The organism is Klebsiella sp. PK18 (assembly GCF_057784655.1).
The window spans coordinates 4363712-4383331 of sequence record NZ_CM173493.1 but is presented as its reverse complement, the minus strand read 5'-3'; the positions used below and the strand labels follow the sequence as shown (position 1 = coordinate 4383331).

The 19620-nt window shown below is 55.5% G+C and carries 17 protein-coding genes; 11 read left to right on the top strand and 6 right to left on the bottom strand.

Annotation, left to right across the window (positions count from 1 at the left end; genetic code table 11):
• Positions 1-18: 18 nt before the first annotated feature.
• The 3 genes from cyoA to AC3EMD_RS21610 form a co-directional block, all read right to left on the bottom strand.
• On the bottom strand, positions 19-963 hold the full coding sequence (gene cyoA, locus AC3EMD_RS21620) for a cytochrome o ubiquinol oxidase subunit II (protein WP_008805398.1): 945 nt from the start codon (positions 961-963) through the stop codon (positions 19-21).
• Positions 964-1442: 479 nt separating this feature from the next.
• Positions 1443-2918 (bottom strand): muropeptide MFS transporter AmpG, encoded by a 1476-nt coding sequence (gene ampG / locus AC3EMD_RS21615; protein ID WP_012542689.1) that lies wholly within the window; start codon positions 2916-2918, stop codon positions 1443-1445.
• Positions 2919-2961: 43 nt separating this feature from the next.
• The gene (locus AC3EMD_RS21610) at positions 2962-3540 is read right to left on the bottom strand and encodes a lipoprotein (RefSeq protein WP_004204800.1); all 579 of its coding nucleotides are present in this window, start codon (positions 3538-3540) and stop codon (positions 2962-2964) included.
• A gap of 302 nt (positions 3541-3842) precedes the next feature.
• On the opposite strand from AC3EMD_RS21610, the gene bolA reads away from it, so the two are divergent.
• From bolA to AC3EMD_RS21565, 9 genes are all read left to right on the top strand, one after another.
• A complete protein-coding gene (bolA, locus tag AC3EMD_RS21605; RefSeq protein WP_002891649.1) occupies positions 3843-4160 on the top strand; it encodes a transcriptional regulator BolA in 318 nt (105 codons plus the stop codon).
• Positions 4161-4505: 345 nt separating this feature from the next.
• On the top strand, positions 4506-5804 hold the full coding sequence (tig, locus tag AC3EMD_RS21600; protein WP_008805401.1) for a trigger factor: 1299 nt from the start codon (positions 4506-4508) through the stop codon (positions 5802-5804).
• 309 nt (positions 5805-6113) lie between these two features.
• A complete protein-coding gene (clpP, locus tag AC3EMD_RS21595) occupies positions 6114-6737 on the top strand; it encodes an ATP-dependent Clp endopeptidase proteolytic subunit ClpP (RefSeq protein ID WP_002891804.1) in 624 nt (207 codons plus the stop codon).
• Between the two features lie 250 nt (positions 6738-6987).
• Positions 6988-8262, top strand: coding sequence for an ATP-dependent protease ATP-binding subunit ClpX (gene clpX / locus AC3EMD_RS21590; RefSeq protein ID WP_008805402.1), 1275 nt, complete (start codon positions 6988-6990; stop codon positions 8260-8262).
• A gap of 183 nt (positions 8263-8445) precedes the next feature.
• Complete coding sequence (gene lon / locus AC3EMD_RS21585; protein WP_004151336.1) at positions 8446-10800, top strand: endopeptidase La; 2355 nt, start codon at positions 8446-8448, stop codon at positions 10798-10800.
• A gap of 209 nt (positions 10801-11009) precedes the next feature.
• Complete coding sequence (gene hupB, locus AC3EMD_RS21580; protein ID WP_002444653.1) at positions 11010-11282, top strand: nucleoid-associated protein HU-beta; 273 nt, start codon at positions 11010-11012, stop codon at positions 11280-11282.
• 214 nt (positions 11283-11496) lie between these two features.
• Entirely contained in the window at positions 11497-13371 is a 1875-nt protein-coding gene (gene ppiD / locus AC3EMD_RS21575) for a peptidylprolyl isomerase (protein ID WP_023297130.1), read from the top strand.
• 148 nt (positions 13372-13519) lie between these two features.
• On the top strand, positions 13520-13888 hold the full coding sequence (locus AC3EMD_RS21570; RefSeq protein ID WP_008805404.1) for a helix-hairpin-helix domain-containing protein: 369 nt from the start codon (positions 13520-13522) through the stop codon (positions 13886-13888).
• Between the two features lie 111 nt (positions 13889-13999).
• Positions 14000-14401: a YbgC/FadM family acyl-CoA thioesterase gene (locus tag AC3EMD_RS21565; RefSeq protein ID WP_008805405.1), complete on the top strand. Its 402-nt coding sequence runs from the start codon at positions 14000-14002 to the stop codon at positions 14399-14401.
• A gap of 111 nt (positions 14402-14512) precedes the next feature.
• Here the strand turns inward: AC3EMD_RS21565 and queC are convergent, their stop codons facing one another.
• Both queC and AC3EMD_RS21555 read right to left on the bottom strand, forming a co-directional pair.
• Positions 14513-15214: a 7-cyano-7-deazaguanine synthase QueC gene (queC, locus tag AC3EMD_RS21560; protein WP_023339655.1), complete on the bottom strand. Its 702-nt coding sequence runs from the start codon at positions 15212-15214 to the stop codon at positions 14513-14515.
• A 66-nt stretch (positions 15215-15280) separates the two neighbouring features.
• Positions 15281-16981, bottom strand: a complete 1701-nt coding sequence (locus AC3EMD_RS21555) for an SgrR family transcriptional regulator (protein WP_060876179.1) — start codon at positions 16979-16981, stop codon at positions 15281-15283.
• A gap of 127 nt (positions 16982-17108) precedes the next feature.
• On the opposite strand from AC3EMD_RS21555, the gene cof reads away from it, so the two are divergent.
• Positions 17109-17927, top strand: a complete 819-nt coding sequence (cof, locus tag AC3EMD_RS21550; RefSeq protein WP_032739193.1) for an HMP-PP phosphatase — start codon at positions 17109-17111, stop codon at positions 17925-17927.
• 44 nt (positions 17928-17971) lie between these two features.
• Here cof and AC3EMD_RS21545 read toward each other — a convergent pair whose 3' ends face one another.
• Positions 17972-19024 (bottom strand): PLP-dependent cysteine synthase family protein, encoded by a 1053-nt coding sequence (locus AC3EMD_RS21545; RefSeq protein ID WP_302073772.1) that lies wholly within the window; start codon positions 19022-19024, stop codon positions 17972-17974.
• A 115-nt stretch (positions 19025-19139) separates the two neighbouring features.
• Here AC3EMD_RS21545 and AC3EMD_RS21540 point away from each other — a divergent pair, with 115 nt between their 5' ends.
• Entirely contained in the window at positions 19140-19598 is a 459-nt protein-coding gene (locus tag AC3EMD_RS21540) for an Lrp/AsnC family transcriptional regulator (protein WP_008805409.1), read from the top strand.
• Positions 19599-19620: the final 22 nt, after the last annotated feature.

Below are 19620 nucleotides of genomic sequence, written 5' to 3'. Positions count from 1 at the left end.
GTTTTCTTCCTCGGCCCCTTAGTGAGCGGTTTCCGCGTGGCTCATGTCCATGCCTTCCATCCCGTCGTGAGCAGCGTGCTCGCCTTCAGGTTTGGACATGTTCATGCTCTCGTGAGACATGAATTTGTTCACAACATCTTTGAACAGATCCGGCTTCACGTTAGAGAAGTATTCCACTTTGTTGTATTCGCTAGGCACAGCCACTTTATCGAACGCGGCCATGGAGTCCATGGAGTTCGGCGACTGTTTGGCTTTTTCAACCCACTGATCGAAGGTTGCACGATCCGGAGTAGCAATCGCTTTGAACTTCATACCTGAGAAGCCCGGGCCACTGTAGCTAGCGGAGATACCGTCATAAGTACCAGCTTCGTCAGCAATGAGGTGCAGTTGAGTCTGCATCCCGGCCATTGCGTAAATCTGGCTACCTAAGCGCGGAATGAAGAACGAGTTCATCACCGAGTTAGAGGTCACTTTGAAGTGTACCGGTACGTTCGCCGGGAAGGCGATTTCGTTAACGGTAGCAATACCCTGTTCCGGATAGATAAAGAACCATTTCCAGTCCATCGAAACGACTTCGATGGTGATTGGTTTCTCGTCGTGGGCAAGCGGTTTGCTTGGCTCCAGTGCGTGAGTGGTTTTCCAGGTCAGAACGGCCAGGAACAGGATGATCAGAATAGGTACCGTCCAGACCACAGCTTCCACTTTGTTGGAGTGTGACCAGTTCGGGCTATACTTCGCATCTTTATTGCTCGCGCGATACTTCCAGGCAAATCCTACTGCCATCAAGACGGCGGGAATAACGACAATCATCATCAGGCCGAAGGCCGTCAGAATCAAAGAGCGTTGCTCCAGTCCAATCTGTCCTTTTGGGTCAAGGAGTGCAGAATCACAACCACTGAGTAATACAGTACTTGCGATTAATGACATCCATCCCAAACTTTTATTGTATTTCCTGAGTCTCATTGAACGACCTCAATTCCACGGGATCTGGTGGCGTTTAAAGTGTACGGGCATTTTACGGTAAGGTTGCATTACTGTAAACATGATTGGATCTCTGTCAGTTCTGTGTTAGCGGCTTCTGCTTGGTTTGTCACATATGTTACGTAGTGTTACGTAATCGCTTGCAAAGCCTGATTTTCGTGGGATTGATAACGAAAGGGATAAGAAAAGGAGTACTTAGCGGCGAATGGGCATAACCACCCAAAAATTAGAACAATTGCTTAACATTTAATTATCAAATAAAAGACATTGTGAAAACCTAAAATAAAATCGCCGTAGCTGAATCGGTTAAATTATTTAAAGAATCGAATGAAAACTGTCAATAATTTCCAGAAATCAAAAACGCACAAAACAACAAATAGCGCGGCGGGCAATATAAAAGCGTTAATAAGCCGTTATAATTACGTTTCGTAATTACAACGGCTAATAATGATGCAGCTTCCTTAAATCAGGCGAGTTTTACGCAGCGCCAGGTAGTCGAGCAGACCGCCGAACAAAATACCGCCCACCGCAGTCAGCGCCGCAACCTCCAGCAGACCGGACAGGAAAGAGAAGGCGGTGTAATCCAGGGCGTTCATGATCAGCAGTACCAGCCATACCGCCAGCAGCAGGCAGCCCAGCGCCAGGATCCTTAACGCCAACGCATAGGCTTGCGGGTATTCGCTTCGCGGCATAAAGCTTGCTGTGCGTTGGGTATGCTCAAGCGTTTGCCGGCACAGTAGCAGCAGCGCGATCCCCGGTACCGCCGCAACGACCGAGAAGAGATAGAACGTCGACCAGCCGTGGGCCTCGACAAACCAGCCGGCGATCGGCCCAACGTACACGCGGCCGACCGCGGACAGCGCAGAGAGCAGCGCGAACTGGGTAGCGGAAAAGGATTTATTGCACAGCGTCATCAGCAGCGCGACAAACGCCGCCGTCCCCATTCCCCCGCACAGGTTTTCAAAGAACACGGCGGTTGCCATGGAATAGAGGTGCTTATCGGTAATCGACAGCAGCCAGTAGCCAGCGTTGGAGACCCCCTGCAGCACACCGAAGATCAGCAGCGCCCGAAACAGCGTCAGCCGCTGCATCAGGACCCCGCCATACAGGGCGCCGAGAATGGTGGCAAACAGGCCTAAGGTTTTGTTCACCATCCCCACTTCGCCGGCGTCAAAACCGACGCCGCGGATGAGGAAGGTGGTGGTCAGGCTCATGGCAAACGCATCGCCAAGCTTATAAAGGACGATGAGCAGCAGAATCAGCCAGGCGTTATTGCGACCGAAAAAATCGCGCAGCGGTTCGGCGACCGCCTGCTCCAGCGATCTGGGAACCGGGATAACGTCGCTCGGCTCGGGCGCCAGCAGTGTGGCGATGATGCAGGGCACCAGCAGCGCCGCCATCAGCCAGTACATCCCCTGCCAGCCGAGATAGCGGTCGGCAAGCCACAGTGCCAGCCCCCCGGATACCAGCATCCCGAGGCGATAACCCAGCACGCTGATCGCGGCGCCAGCGCCGCGCTCTTCCGCTGGCAGAACGTCGGTTTTCCAGGCGTCGAACACAATATCCTGTGACGCCGAGCAGAAGGCGATCACCACCGCCAGCGCCGCCATCCAGCGGAGCTGGGAGACAGGCTCAAGAAAGCCCATCGCCGCGATGGCCAGCAGGAGCAGGACCTGGGTAGTCAGCAGCCAACCGCGACGACGCCCAAGAAACGGCGGCGTATAGCGGTCCATTAGCGGGGACCAGAGAAATTTAAAGACATAGGCCTGGCCGACGAGTGAGAAAAAACCGATCGTTTTCAGATCGATATTTTCCACTGTCATCCAGGCCTGCAGGGTACCGGAGGTGAGGGCCAGCGGCAGGCCTGAGGCGAAACCGAGGATCAGCAAAATCGCTGATTTCGGCTGTTGAAAAATGCGTAAGTAGTGACTGGACATAGCATAAAGCACGAACCCGGCCGCGGCCGGGTTCGTGGTGGCATTAACGCGCGTTTTGCTTGATGAAATCGTGGATGCTGGTGTCCTGCGCCATATCGGCGATGGTATCGGTCAGGACGCTGTTGACGGCATCAGCGATGTTCTTGTTCGAGGCCTGGAAGGCGCCTTCAACGGAATAGCTGGCGCGGTAGTTTTTGGTCATCTTCGTGCCGTTTGCCGCGGTGGCGATGATGGCGATATCGGCTTTCGTGGCGATGTTGTAGCGCACGTTGCCCTGGGAGACGTCAGCGTAGAGTTTATTGACAATAATCTGCAGATCGACCGCACCGTTCGGGCCAATCATGTAGCCGCGAGCGGTCATCTGTTTCTCCAGCACTTCCTGCAGCAGGAAGCGCAGATCGCGCGAGGCGGTGAGGGTGACCTGCTGATTGTCGCGCGTGACTTTCGCCAGCGCCTGGTCCGGACGCTGATCGGCGCCGTTGATGCTGACGGTCACGCCCATCAGGCTCGGATCCTGCTGCGGCAGCGTGATTTTCGGCGATACTTCAATGGTGGTCGGCGGCGTGGCGCATCCTGCCAGCATAAACATGGCGACCAACGGGAAAAGGATCTTCTTAAGCATGTTCAGGTCTCAACGCATGGTGTTGTTATAAGGAAAATTACCGCCATCATAGCATTGCCAACGGCAAGGGGAAGTGGCAACGCGTGTAAATCCATCGCCCTGGCGGTTTTCTGAGCGTCCCGCCATGGTTAATCGCTCTTTCCCCGGCGGATCTGGCGACCAGAGCCAGTAAACGTGATACTTTTGAATGAAAATATCAGAACAATGCTAATTTTTTGTTGTTTTCTCCTAATGGAAGCGGTAAAAGCGGCTAACATTTAAATGGAGTGGCGGCATCTCAGCGTTGTCGGAGGAGAAAATTCATGATGATACGTGAACAGATCGAAGCAAAACTTAGAGCAGCGTTCGACCCGATGTATCTCGAAGTCGTGGATGAAAGTTATCGTCACAACGTCCCAGCGGGCTCTGAAAGTCATTTTAAAGTGGTGTTAGTGAGCGATCGCTTCACTGGCGAGCGTTTCCTCAATCGCCACCGTATGATCTACGGCACGCTAACCGAGGAGCTGTCGAATACGGTGCATGCCCTGGCGCTGCACACCTACACGATAAAAGAGTGGGAAGCATTACAGGATACGGTTTTCGCCTCGCCGCCTTGCCGCGGTGCGGGGAGTATCGCCTAGAAATCCCATTTGCAACCGCTGGCGCTTTTCCAGTATGTTGCTTGCAGATTTAGCAAAAACGGCCTACGGGCCGTTTTGTTTTGCCTGGAAAATGCGCAAAGTGAGCGCTTTTGCGGACAAATTTGAGCGGGAAATGTGAAAAATGCCGCAGCAGTGGGCGACAACCGTTCTCGACTCACAAAAGTGATGCCGCTATAATGCCGCGTCTTATATATGAATGTCTTCGGGATGATTCTGACGACAGGGAATGTGTTTCTGATTTGAAGAGGGCATCCCGGTTCTGCGAAGCCACCTACACGCGCTTCCAGAGTTGACCGAGCACTGTGATTTTTTTGAGGTAACAAGATGCAAGTTTCAGTTGAAACCACTCAGGGCCTTGGGCGCCGTGTAACGATTACTATCGCCGCTGACAGCATCGAGAATGCTGTCAAAAGCGAGCTGGTCAACGTAGCGAAAAAAGTTCGCATTGACGGCTTCCGTAAAGGCAAAGTGCCGATGAATGTTGTTGCTCAGCGTTATGGCGCGTCCGTTCGCCAGGATGTGCTGGGTGACCTGATGAGCCGTCATTTCGTTGACGCGATCATCAAAGAGAAAATCAATCCGGCCGGTGCGCCGAACTACGTTCCGGGCGAATACAAACTGGGCGAAGACTTCACCTACGCGGTAGAGTTCGAAGTGTATCCGGAAGTTGAACTGCAGGGTCTGGACGCGATCGAAGTTGAAAAACCGGTTGTTGAAGTGACCGACGCTGACGTTGACACCATGCTGGAAACCCTGCGCAAGCAGCAGGCGACCTGGAAAGACAAAGACGGCGCCGTTGACGCTGAAGATCGCGTCACTATCGACTTCACCGGTTCCGTAGACGGCGAAGAGTTCGAAGGCGGCAAAGCCTCTGACTTCGTACTGGCGATGGGCCAGGGTCGCATGATCCCGGGCTTCGAAGATGGTATCAAAGGCCACAAAGCGGGCGAAGAATTCACCATCGACGTGACCTTCCCGGAAGAATACCACGCTGAAAACCTGAAAGGTAAAGCGGCTAAGTTCGTTATCAACCTGAAAAAAGTTGAAGAGCGCGAACTGCCGGAGCTGACTGAAGAATTCATCAAACGTTTCGGCGTTGAAGATGGTTCCGTCGCTGGCCTGCGCGCTGAAGTGCGTAAAAACATGGAGCGCGAGCTGAAAGGCGCTGTGCGTAACCGCGTGAAGTCTCAGGCTATCGAAGGTCTGGTTAAAGCCAACGAGATCGACGTTCCGGCTGCCCTGATTGACAGCGAAATCGACGTGCTGCGTCGTCAGGCTGCTCAGCGTTTCGGTGGCAACGAGAAACAGGCTCTGGAACTGCCGCGCGAGCTGTTCGAAGAGCAGGCTAAACGCCGCGTTGTTGTCGGTCTGCTGCTGGGCGAAGTGATTCGCACCAATGAGCTGAAAGCTGACGAAGAGCGCGTGAAAGGCCTGATCGAAGAGATGGCTTCTGCGTACGAAGATCCGTCAGAAGTGGTTGAGTTCTACAGCAAGAACAAAGAGCTGATGGACAACATGCGCAACGTGGCGCTGGAAGAGCAGGCTGTTGAAGCTGTGCTGGCGAAAGCCAAAGTGTCTGAAAAAGCCACTTCCTTCAACGAACTGATGAACCAGCAGGCGTAATTTCGCCGCGATTGTTTAAGGTTCGAGCAAAAACCCGTTGCCGAAAGGCGGCGGGTTTTTTTTTAAGATAATGATAGCCTCAGGCACGGTGCTAAAACGCATTTACCATGATAGCGTTACAGCAAAAGCTTGTTATGCTTGAAATATGGCAACACCATCCCCATTACCGGGGGAGGCAACTGCATCCGCTATCGCACGCGTGTTGAAGAGGCGGTGACGCGTTCAGCGGATAGAAACTGTGGCTGATAATCCGTCCGTAAGGTTACAATCAGTGCAGCAGGTATTTTAAAATTACTCCAGGAGACGGAAATGTCATACAGTGGCGAACGAGACAACTTTGCACCCCATATGGCCCTGGTGCCGATGGTCATTGAACAGACCTCACGCGGTGAACGTTCTTTTGATATCTACTCCCGTCTGCTTAAGGAACGCGTCATTTTTCTGACCGGCCAGGTCGAAGACCACATGGCAAACCTGATCGTGGCGCAGATGCTGTTTCTGGAAGCGGAAAACCCGGAAAAAGACATTTACCTGTACATTAACTCTCCGGGCGGGGTGATCACCGCCGGGATGTCGATTTATGACACCATGCAGTTCATCAAGCCGGATGTCAGCACCATTTGTATGGGGCAGGCCGCTTCTATGGGCGCGTTTCTGCTGACCGCCGGGGCGAAAGGCAAGCGCTTCTGCCTGCCGAACTCCCGCGTGATGATCCACCAGCCGCTGGGCGGCTATCAGGGACAGGCGACGGATATTGAGATCCATGCCCGTGAAATCCTGAAGGTGAAAGGACGCATGAATGAGCTGATGGCGCATCATACCGGCCAGTCTCTTGAGCAGATTGAGCGTGACACCGAGCGTGACCGCTTCCTCTCCGCTGCGGAAGCCGTGGAGTACGGGCTGGTCGACTCTATTTTGACCCATCGTAATTGATGCCCGAGGCGCAAGGGTGCCGCTTTACGCTTCATCCTTCTCGCCGCGATTTTTCGGGTGGTTGGCATTTTTTCGGACGCTTGCCGGGCAGGCTTGCGGCCGGAGGCTTTGCCACCGCCTCGATGTAGCGCGAAGGATTTTGTGTATATACTAATGAAGGGCGGCACAACGCTATATGGCGGCTTGCGCCTGAGAATGGCATTTGCGTCGTCGTGTGCGGCACAAAGAACTTAAAAAGAGGTTTGGACTCATGACAGATAAACGCAAAGATGGATCGGGCAAATTGTTGTATTGCTCTTTTTGCGGCAAAAGCCAGCATGAAGTGCGTAAGCTGATCGCCGGGCCATCCGTGTATATCTGCGACGAATGCGTTGATTTATGTAACGACATCATTCGCGAAGAGATTAAAGAAGTTGCGCCGCACCGCGAGCGCAGCGCATTGCCGACGCCGCACGAGATTCGCCACCACCTTGATGACTATGTCATCGGTCAGGAACAGGCGAAGAAAGTGTTGGCGGTCGCGGTATACAACCACTACAAACGTCTGCGCAATGGCGATACCAGCAATGGCGTAGAGCTGGGTAAAAGTAACATTCTGCTGATCGGGCCGACCGGTTCCGGTAAAACGCTGTTGGCGGAAACGCTGGCGCGCCTGCTGGATGTGCCGTTTACCATGGCAGACGCCACCACCCTGACCGAAGCGGGTTATGTGGGTGAGGACGTCGAAAATATCATTCAGAAACTGCTGCAGAAGTGCGACTACGACGTGCAGAAAGCGCAGCGCGGCATCGTTTATATCGACGAAATCGACAAAATTTCGCGTAAATCCGATAACCCGTCGATTACCCGCGACGTCTCCGGCGAAGGCGTACAGCAGGCGTTGCTGAAGCTTATCGAAGGCACCGTCGCCGCCGTTCCACCGCAGGGCGGGCGTAAACATCCGCAGCAAGAGTTCCTGCAGGTTGATACCTCCAAGATCCTGTTTATCTGCGGCGGCGCGTTCGCCGGCCTGGACAAAGTGATTTCCCACCGTGTTGAAACCGGCTCCGGCATTGGTTTTGGCGCGACGGTAAAAGCGAAGTCCGACAAAGCGAGCGAAGGCGAGCTGCTGGCCCAGGTCGAGCCGGAAGATCTGATCAAGTTTGGTCTGATCCCGGAATTCATTGGCCGTCTGCCGGTGGTGGCGACCCTGAATGAGCTGAGCGAAGAAGCCCTGATCCAGATCCTGAAAGAGCCGAAAAATGCCCTGACCAAGCAGTATCAGGCGCTGTTTAGCCTTGAGGGCGCAGAGCTTGAATTCCGCGACGAAGCGCTGGACGCCATCGCCAAGAAAGCGATGGCGCGTAAAACCGGCGCCCGCGGTCTGCGCTCGATTGTGGAAGCGGCGCTGCTGGATACCATGTATGACCTGCCTTCGATGGATGATGTCGAAAAAGTGGTCATTGATGAGTCGGTTATCGAAGGTCAGAGCAAACCGCTGCTGATCTACGGCAAACCGGAAGCCCAACAGGCATCTGGTGAATAATTAACCATTTCACTCAAGCAGTTAACAAAAAGGGGGGATTTTATCTCCCCTTTTATTTTTCCTGCATTCCCGCCGTTGAATGTGTGGAATACATCCCCATATACTGGATTACATATTAACGACGATGCAGTGGAGTATGGCGTCGTCGGCTACCTGGCGGACTTTAAACTAAGAGAGAGCTCTATGAATCCTGAGCGTTCTGAACGCATTGAAATCCCCGTATTGCCATTGCGCGATGTGGTGGTTTATCCGCACATGGTCATACCCCTGTTCGTAGGGCGGGAAAAATCTATTCGTTGCCTCGAAGCGGCCATGGACCATGATAAAAAAATCATGCTGGTTGCGCAGAAAGAAGCGTCGACGGATGAGCCGGGTGTAAACGATCTTTTCACCGTTGGAACCGTGGCGTCTATTTTGCAGATGCTGAAGCTGCCGGACGGCACCGTGAAGGTGCTGGTCGAAGGGCTGCAGCGTGCACGTATTTCTGCGCTGTCTGATAATGGCGAACATTTCTCGGCGAAAGCGGAGTATCTCGACTCGCCGGCGATTGACGAACGCGAGCAGGAAGTGCTGGTTCGCACCGCTATCAGCCAGTTTGAAGGCTATATCAAGCTGAACAAAAAGATCCCACCGGAAGTGCTGACGTCGCTGAACAGCATCGACGATCCGGCGCGCCTGGCGGATACCATCGCGGCGCACATGCCGCTGAAGCTGGCTGACAAGCAGTCTGTGCTTGAGATGTCCGACGTCAACGAACGTCTGGAATATCTGATGGCGATGATGGAATCGGAAATCGATCTGCTGCAGGTTGAGAAGCGCATTCGCAACCGCGTCAAAAAGCAGATGGAGAAATCCCAGCGCGAGTACTATCTGAACGAGCAAATGAAAGCGATTCAGAAAGAACTCGGCGAGATGGACGACGCCCCGGACGAAAACGAAGCGCTGAAGCGTAAGATCGACGCGGCGAAAATGCCGAAAGAGGCGAAAGAAAAAACCGAAGCGGAACTGCAGAAGCTGAAGATGATGTCGCCGATGTCTGCGGAAGCGACCGTCGTGCGTGGCTACATCGACTGGATGGTGCAGGTGCCGTGGAACGCGCGCAGTAAGGTCAAAAAAGACCTGCGCCAGGCCCAGGAGATCCTCGATACCGATCACTATGGCCTGGAGCGCGTGAAGGATCGCATCCTTGAATATCTCGCGGTGCAGAGCCGGGTGAACAAAATCAAGGGGCCAATCCTCTGTCTGGTGGGACCGCCGGGGGTAGGTAAAACCTCGTTAGGTCAATCCATCGCCAAAGCGACCGGACGTAAATACGTACGTATGGCGTTAGGTGGCGTGCGCGATGAAGCGGAAATTCGCGGTCATCGTCGGACCTATATTGGCTCGATGCCGGGCAAACTGATCCAGAAAATGGCGAAAGTAGGGGTGAAAAACCCGCTGTTCCTGCTGGATGAGATCGACAAAATGTCTTCCGACATGCGCGGCGACCCGGCTTCTGCGTTGCTTGAGGTGCTGGATCCGGAACAGAACGTGGCCTTTAACGACCACTATCTGGAAGTGGATTACGATCTCAGCGATGTGATGTTCGTGGCGACGTCTAACTCCATGAACATTCCGGCGCCGCTGCTGGACCGTATGGAAGTGATTCGCCTATCCGGTTACACCGAAGATGAAAAGCTTAACATCGCCAAGCGTCACCTGCTGCCGAAGCAGATCGAACGTAACGCGCTGAAGAAAGGCGAGCTGACCGTCGACGATAGCGCCATTATCGGCATTATTCGTTACTACACGCGTGAAGCGGGGGTTCGTAGCCTGGAGCGTGAAATCTCCAAGCTGTGCCGTAAAGCCGTTAAACAGCTGCTGCTGGATAAGTCGCTGAAACACATCGAGATTAACGGTGAGAATCTGCATGATTATCTCGGCGTACAGCGCTTTGACTATGGCCGTGCCGATAGCGAGAACCGTGTCGGTCAGGTGACCGGTCTGGCGTGGACGGAGGTGGGGGGCGATCTGCTGACCATCGAAACCGCCTGCGTACCAGGCAAAGGCAAGCTGACCTACACCGGTTCGCTGGGTGAGGTCATGCAGGAATCGATTCAGGCTGCGCTGACCGTGGTGCGTTCGCGGGCGGACAAACTGGGCATTAACGCCGACTTCTACGAGAAGCGTGATATTCACGTCCACGTTCCGGAAGGGGCGACGCCGAAGGATGGTCCTAGCGCGGGTATCGCCATGTGCACGGCGCTGGTCTCCTGCCTGACCGGTAACCCGGTACGCGCTGATGTGGCGATGACCGGTGAAATCACTCTGCGTGGTCAGGTGCTGCCGATCGGCGGTCTGAAGGAAAAACTGCTGGCGGCGCATCGCGGCGGCATTAAGACTGTTCTGATTCCTGATGAGAACAAACGCGACCTTGAAGAAATTCCAGATAACGTTATCGCCGATTTGGATATCCATCCGGTGAAACGAATCGAGGAAGTTCTGACACTTGCGCTGCAGAACGAACCGTTCGGCATGCAGGTTGTGACCGCGAAATAGTGATTCTGCGCAAATTGCGCTAATAAAAATAGGGCTGGTAAGTCATTTCGGACTTGCCAGCCTTTTTTTGTGTAGCTAACTTAGATCGCTGGCAGGGGGGTCATCGACAACTGCTGTTGTAAGGGCATGACAGTCCTGATATAACTGCTGCGCGGTCGCACTATGAAGGACTCAGGTGCGATATAAATTATAAAGAGAGGAAGAGAACAGTGAATAAATCTCAACTGATTGACAAAATTGCTGCGGGTGCGGACATTTCTAAAGCTGCAGCTGGACGTGCGTTAGATGCTTTAATCGCTTCTGTTACTGAATCTCTGCAGGCTGGGGATGACGTTGCGCTGGTAGGTTTTGGTACCTTTGCTGTTAAAGAACGTGCCGCCCGTACTGGTCGCAACCCACAAACAGGTAAAGAAATTACTATCGCTGCCGCAAAAGTGCCGGGCTTCCGTGCTGGTAAAGCGCTGAAAGACGCGGTGAACTGATCGGCTTTCCCGTCAGGGAATGTGACGAAGTACAAGGGCGCATCGTGAGATGTGCCTTTTTTATTGCCTTTTCAGACCACTTTATGTGTGTTTATCGCCACTTGTGGGCTGACAATCACCCTGTTTTCTTGTCAAAATACGTCCTCACGCGCGGCGGCCATCACGTGCTATGCTGCGCGAGCTAAAGTCATCTACAGCGGAGCGTTGTTACACCATGATGGACAACCTACGCACGGCCGCCAACAGCGTCGTGCTCAAGATTATTTTCGGTATCATTATCGTCTCGTTCATTTTGACCGGGGTGAGTGGTTACCTGATTGGCGGTGGCAAAAACTATGCCGCAAAAGTGAATGGCCAGGAGATTGGTCGTGGGCAGTTTGAAAATGCCGTCGCCAGCGAACGTAACCGTATGCAGCAGCAGCTTGGCGACCAGTTCTCCGAGCTGGCGGCGAACGAAAACTACATGAAAACCATGCGCCAGCAGGTGCTGAACCGCCTGATCGATGAATCGCTTCTGGATCAGTATGCCCGCGAGCTGGGCCTCAGCATCAGCGATGAGCAGGTGAAGCAGGCGATCTTCCAGACCCAGGCTTTCCAGACGAACGGTAAGTTCGACAACCAGCGTTTCAGCGGTATTGTCGCCCAGATGGGGATGACCACCGATCAGTACGCTCAGGCGCTGCGTAACCAGCTGACCACCCAACAGCTGATTAACGCCATTGCGGGTACCGACTTCATGCTGCCGGGTGAGTCCGATCAGCTGGCGGCGCTGGTGTCTCAGCAGCGTGTCGTCCGCGAAGCGACCATCAACGTGAATGCCCTGGCGGCAAAACAGACGGTCAGCGATGAGGAAATCAACGCTTTCTGGCAGCAGAATCAGGCCCGTTTTATGGCGCCGGAGCAGTTCCGCGTCAGCTATATCAAAATGGATGCCGCCAGCATGCAGGAGAGCGCCTCTGACGAAGAGATTCAGTCATGGTACGACCAGCATAAGGATCAGTTCACTCAGCCGCAGCGCAACCGCTACAGCGTGATTCAGACCAAAACGGAAGCCGATGCGAAAGCGGTGCTGGCCGAGCTGCAAAAAGGGGCAGATTTCGCCACGCTGGCGAAAGAAAAATCGACCGATATTATCTCTGCCCGCAACGGCGGCGATATGGGGTGGATGGAAGAGGCCTCTACGGTGCCAGAGCTGAAAGATGCCGGGCTGAAAGAGAAAGGCCAGCTGTCTGGCGTGATCAAATCCTCGGTTGGCTTCCTGGTGGCCCGTCTGGACGACGTCCAGCCGGCGCAGGTGAAGCCGCTGGCTGACGTGCGTAATGACATTGCGGCGAAAGTGAAGCAGGAAAAAGCGCTGGATGCTTACTACGCGCTGCAGCAGAAGGTGAGCGATGCGGCCAGCAACGATAATGAATCGCTGGCGGGCGCGGCGCAGGTCGCCGGACTGAAGGTGGTGGAAACCGGCTGGTTTGGCCGCGATAACCTGCCGGAAGAGCTGAACTTTAAACCGGTCGCTGACGCTATCTTCAACGGCGGTCTGGTGGGTGAGAACGGCGCGCCGGGCAGCAACTCCGACATCATTACCGTTGACGGCGATCGCGCATTTGTTCTGCGCATCAGCGAGCACAAAGCCGAGGCGGTGAAGCCGCTGGCTGAAGTGAAGGCGCAGGTTAGCGATATCGTTAAGCACAATAAAGCGGAACAGCAGGCGAAACTGGACGCCGACAAGCTGCTGGCGGCGCTGAAAGACGGCAAAGGCGATGAAGCGATGAAGGCGGCTGGCCTGAGCTTTGGCGCGCCGCAGACGCTTTCCCGTACCGGCCAGGATCCGCTGAGCCAGCTGGCATTCACTCTGCCGCTGCCGCAGCAGGGCAAACCGGTCTACGGCGTTGGCAGCAATATGCAAGGCGATGTGGTGCTGGTGGCGCTGGATGAAGTGAAAGCAGGCAACATGCCGGAAGAGCAGAAGAAGGCCATGGTTCAGGGGATTACCCAGAACAACGCCCAAATCGCTTTCGAAGCACTGATGAGCAACCTGCGCAAGGCGGCGAAAATTAAGCTGGGCGACAGCATCGACCAGCAGCAGTAATTTCGCGTCGTCTCGCAAAAATGAGCAACATGATGTAATCCTCAAGGGCCGCTTTCGCGGCCCTTTCCATTTCTGTGATTTGCCTTTTGTCGGCCATCCGCACTGACGCTATCGTAACCTTGCTGTCTACACACAAGGAGATATCAGCATGAAATATGGAATAAAAACACTGATGGCCGCGGGCGTTCTGGTTTTCGCGGTAGGCGTACAGGGCGCGCTGGCGGCACCCGCCAGCGGTAAAGCGGCGGTGAATAAAGAAAATGTGCAGGCGACCGCTTCGGCGAAGGCGGAAGCGGTGCCCGGCGACACCGACAACGGGGCGACAAAAGTCAGCATTAACCACGCCAGCGCCGAACAGCTGGCGCAGGCGTTGAATGGTGTGGGGTTGAAAAAAGCCCAGGCCATTGTCAGCTACCGCGAAGAGTACGGGCCGTTCAAAACCCTCGATGATCTGAAGCAGGTTCCGGGAATGGGGAGCGCGCTGGTGGAGCGCAATTTAGCCCATCTGACGCTGTAAATTTTATGCCAGACCTTGCACAGCGGTGATTTTTTGCCAGGATAAAGAGGTTGCATCAAGTGGTGTGACCTCTTACCTCATAAACAACAATAACAGAAAGGCATTAGTGCTATGCAGACACAAATTAAAGTTCGCGGCTATCATCTGGACGTCTACCAGCATGTGAACAACGCACGTTACCTGGAGTTCCTTGAGGAAGCCCGCTGGGACGGCCTGGAAAACAGCCCCGCGTTTCAGTGGATGATGGAGAAAAACATCGCCTTCGTGGTGGTGAATATCAATATTAACTACCGTCGTCCGGCGGTGCTGGGCGATGTGCTGACAGTGAGCAGCAAACTGGAGCAACTCAACGGCAAAAGCGGCACCCTTAGTCAGGTGGTCACCCTCAACCCCAATGGCGAAGTGGTAGCCGATGCGCTGATTACCTTTGTCTGTATCGATTTGAAGACCCAGAAGGCGCTGCCGCTGGAAGGGGAGTTGCGTGAGAAACTTGACCAGATGAACTTGCGCTGACAACCGACGTGCGAGTGACGGGCCCACGGCAGGTGATGAACCCGTAGCCCCGGTAAGCGTCGCGCTACCGGGGAATTTGAGTCAAAGCTCCGGTAAATCGCGCCCCGGAGGCTATGCCTGTCCCAGTCCGGTTTTTTGCTTCATCACCGCCATTACGCCGACCTTGTCCCCCAGATACTGGTTGAGTCCGTTTGCGCGCAGGTTACAGGCGGCGCACTGGCCGCAGCCATCGCCCTTAATGCCGTTGTAGCAGGTGAGGGTTTCCTGGCGCACCAGATCCAGCTGACCCCAGAAGTCGGCAAGCGCCCAGGTCTCGGCTTTATTCAGCCACATCAGCGGCGTCTCAAAGCGAATGTCTTTCGCCATCCCAAGGCTGACGGCGTGGTGCAGCGCTTTGACAAACTCATCGCGACAGTCCGGGTAGCCGGAGAAGTCGGTCTCGCACACGCCGGTGATGATGGCTTCGGCTTTCACCTGATAGGCGTAGATTGCCGTCAGGGTTAAAAACAGAATATTGCGCCCGGGGACAAAGGTGTTGGGAATGCCTTCGGCATCAGGCTGATAGTCCGGTACCGGAATGTTATCGCGGGTCAGGCTGCTGACTGCCAGTTCGTTGAGCAGAGTGACGTCCAGCACTTTATGCGCGACGGCGCCCAGTTTCAGGGCGAGTTCGCGCGCAACGTCGATTTCCGCGCGGTGGCGTTGGCCATAATCAAAAGTGACGCAATGCACTTCATCATACTGTTGCAGAGCCTGCACCAGACAGGTGGTTGAATCTTGTCCTCCGCTGAAGACAACTACGGCGCGTTTCATGGCAATTCCTGACTAAATGAGTAAAGGCGCTATGGTAGCGCCAGACGCGCGCGGCGACCAGCTCTCTCACGTCAACGAGGCCGGCAGCCAGGCGCTGGCGAAGTCAAACCAGCCCCGGGCGTTGAGGCGCAGGCCATTAACCCCCGGCGGCGCGCTGATCCGATAGTTATACTTGAACAGCGGCGTCATGATGGCGTCTTCCATCAGACTGTTGAACACGTTGCGCAGCGCATCGTTGCGGCTGCGGGCGTCGGGCTGAGACTGCACGGCGTCTAATGTCGCCTGCAGATGGGCATATTGCGCCCCGGTCAGCAAATTAGGCCACAGCATATCGCAGCGCAGCCACTGCTCCAGGGCGTACTCCGGCGCTTCGCCGATCAGGCGGTCGCCCATCATCAGGTCGGCTTGCCCCAGATGCTGGCAGCCTTCCCAGTTTTTGGCGTCATGAAAAATGATCGTCAGTTCGCAGCCCAGCAGAGCCAGCCGTTGCCTCAGTTGCTCGGCCATCGCATGAAGCTCGACCGGCAGATGATAGAGCAGGGTGAGCCTGGCCGGCAGCGGCACCGCGTTGTTTTCCGGTCCCTGCGGGATGGACCATCCCGGCAGCACCTCATGGCTTGGCGTAATCAGATCCTCCTCCAGCGGCAGCGTTTCCAGCAGCGACGAGTGATGGATTATCGACACCAGTCGCTGGGCCTGAGTTTTACTAAGACGCGGGCTGTGGCGCAGGGTCAGATAGCAGAAGCCAAGGCTGATACGGTTGCTGACCTGGCGCAGATTGTGGAGCTCTTCGCGATCGCCGATGGTGATCTGCACCGGATGGCGGCAGCTGGTGCCGAGATCGCGGTCAAAGAGCTGAGGAGTGATCCAGTATTCCACCGCCTGGATCAGCGGATGCTGCAGGTGGTACCGGGGATGGTTCTCCAGGCGGACGAGTTCCGGACTAAACCGCTTCAGGCGGAATGGCCCGCAGCCGATGGCCGGATCGTCGGGATGCGCCAGCACGCTGCAGTAGCTGGCGAGACGGAACGGTAGCCAGTAGTCAGGACGATGCAGCGTGATGGTGAGACACTGGGCGTGAGTGACATCGATACGGCTGATGCTGGCGAAGAGGGTCCGTAAGGCGGGCAGCTCAAGCAGCAACCGTAACCGCTGCCGTAGCTGTACGGTTTGCACCGCATCGCCATTGTGCCAGTACAGCGTGGAGCGAATGTAAAAATGCCAGCGCAGGCCGTCCGGCGAGACCTGCCAGTGATGCGCCAGATCGCCGATCGGCATATTGTCGCCTTCATCGAAGCGCGTCAGCCCGGCATAGATCTGCCCGGCCAGATGCTGCTCGGCGCGTCCGGGGAGAAAGCCAGGACGCAGCGGCTCCAGTGGGCGATAGTAAGGAATACGCAGCGTCGGAGTATTGTTTTGCCACTGACCGCCGAGGAAGGGATGGAGCAGGGCTTTCAGCTCCACCGGGGCCAGCTGCGCCAGCTCCAGCGCGTTTTGCTGCTGACCGTTGTTCAGCGCCTGCTCCATCATCTCGTTGCGCAGACTTTCCGGGGTTTTGTGAAATGAGAGCTGTCCGCGTTTGCCGCGCCCGGAGCTGGCCTGCCAGCTTAGCCACCCCGCCTCCTGCGCCTGACGCAGCAGAGTGCGGACGTGGCGTTCGCTACAAAAACAGCGCTCCGCCAGTTCGCCGACGGTCACCTGCTGCGGCGCCCCGGCTGAGGGTTGCCACAATCGCTGGTATTGATTTAAACGGTGTAAGAGTCGCATGGGGGCCGTCATCCACCGGGCCGCTGTAAACCCGGAACAATTAATAATATCTATTCACTATTACTTCCGTATATCCCAGGTGATACTGCAACACAAGCGAAGCCCATCACACATCGGGGAATACACCATGGCAAAACTGGCCGCATTTGATATGGACGGCACCCTGCTGATGCCGGACCATCGTCTCGGCGAGCAAACGCTCACCGCGCTGAAACGGCTGCGGGAACGTAATATCACCCTGACGTTCGCTACCGGTCGCCATGTGCTGGAGATGCACCATGTGATTGGCGAATTTTCCCTGGACGCATTTCTGATCACCGGCAACGGGACGCGCATCCATTCGCTGGAAGGGGAGGAGCTTTATCGCCAGGATCTCGCTCCCGAGGCGGCGGAAACGGTGCTGCACAGCAAATGGGATACTCAGGCCAGCATGCATGTGTTTAACGATGGCGGCTGGTTCACCGGTCAGGCAAGGCCTGAATTGTTGCAAGCGCATGTCTTCAGCGGCTTTCACTATCAACTGTGCGATCCGAAACGCATGTCGGCGCAGCATGTCACCAAGATCTGTTTTTGCGGCGATCATGACGATCTCCGCCGCCTGCGGATCCAACTGAATGAGACGCTGGGCGATCGCGCGTTTCTCTGCTTCTCGGCGATGGACTGTCTGGAAGTGCTGCCGGTCGGGTGTAATAAAGGTGCGGCGCTGGCGGTGCTCAGCCAGCACTTAGGCTTCACCCTGCAGGAGTGCATGGCGTTTGGCGATGCGATGAATGACCGCGAGATGCTGGGCAGCGTTGGGCGGGGTTTTATCATGGGCAACGCGATGCCGCAGCTGAAAGCCGAGCTGCCGCATCTTCCGGTTATCGGAGACTGCCGGCATCAGGCGGTCTCCCACTTTTTAACGCATTGGCTGGATAATCCTGATCTTCCTTATTCCCCCGAATAGAGAGACCCTTCCGGCAAGCCAGATAGTTTTCTATCTGGCTTTTTTTATCGCCTGCCGACCAGCGCGGCGATCTCCGCCTGCCAGGGCGCGATATCGCCGATATTGGCGGCCACCCACTGCGGGTTGTAATAGGTTTCCAGGTAGCGCTCACCGCTGTCGCACAACAGCGTGACGATGGAACCCGTTCGCCCTTCCTCGCGCATCCGCGCGGCCAGCTGCAATACGCCCCACATATTGGTGCCGGTAGAAGCGCCGACCTTGCGCCCAAGCTGTGTTTCCAGCCACAGGGCGGTGGCCACGCTCGCCGCATCCGGTACGCGCAGCATCTCGTCGACGACGTCGGGAATAAATGACGGTTCGACGCGTGGGCGGCCGATGCCTTCAATTTTGCTGCCGACCGGGCTGCGCAGGGTGGCGTCGCGGGTCTGCCAGTATTCGAGGAAGACCGAATTCTGCGGATCAACGACCATCAGCTGCGTCTCATGGCCCTGGCTGCGAATATAGCGGCCAATGGTTGCCGAGGTGCCGCCGGTGCCGGCGCTCATGACGATCCATGACGGCTGCGGGTGCGGTTCATGGCTCATCTGACGGAAAATACTGTCGGCGATATTGTTATTGCCGCGCCAGTCGGTGGCCCGCTCGGCAAAGGTGAATTGATCCATATAATGGCCGTTCAGCTCGCGGGCCAGCGTTTCGGAAGCATCGTAGATTTCGCAGGCGCTCTGCACAAAATGGCAGCGTCCGCCGTAAAACTCGATCTGTTCGATTTTACGTTTGGCGGTGCAGGAAGGCATCACGGCGATAAACGGCAGCCCCAGCAGGCGGGCGAAGTAGGCCTCCGAAACGGCGGTTGAACCCGAGGAGAATTCAATAATCGGCGTACCTTCTTTGATCCAGCCGTTGCACAGGCCATAGAGAAACAGCGACCGCGCCAGGCGATGTTTAAGGCTGCCGGTGGGGTGGGTGCTTTCATCTTTCAGATACAGGTGGATGCCCGGAAAAGCGGGCAGCGCCAGACGGATCAGGTGCGTGTCGGCGGAGCGCTGATAGTCGGCGTTGATTTCGCTAATGGCATGTTTAACCCAGGCGCTATTCATCGTGATTTCCTGTTTGTCATTTTGTGCCTAGCTTAGCGGAAAGCGCAGGAAAAATTGTTGCCATTTAGCCTTTGGATTACCATTATGAGAGCAAAATTTTCTCTTCGGATGCCCTATGCTAGATAAAATTGACCGTAAGCTGCTGGCGCTGCTGCAGGAAGATTGCACCCTCTCTTTGCAGGCGCTGGCCGATGCCGTTAATCTGACCACCACGCCCTGCTGGAAGCGCCTGAAACGGCTCGAAGATGAAGGTATTTTGCGCGGGCGCGTCGCCTTACTGGATGCCGAAAAGGTGGGGCTGGGCCTGACGGCGTTTGTCCTGATCAAGACTCAGCATCACAGCAGCGACTGGTATGGCCATTTTGTGAGCGAAGTGACGCAGATGGCGGAGGTGCTCGGCTTCTGGCGGATGGCAGGAGAGTATGATTACCTGCTGCGGGTGCAGGTGGCCGATATGAAACGCTATGACGATTTTTATAAACGTTTAGTGAACAGCGTGCCGGGGCTGTCGGATGTCACTTCGAGTTTTGCCATGGAACAGATAAAATATACCACCGCCTTGCCTGTCGAATAACGGTATTGCGCCGTAACCCATT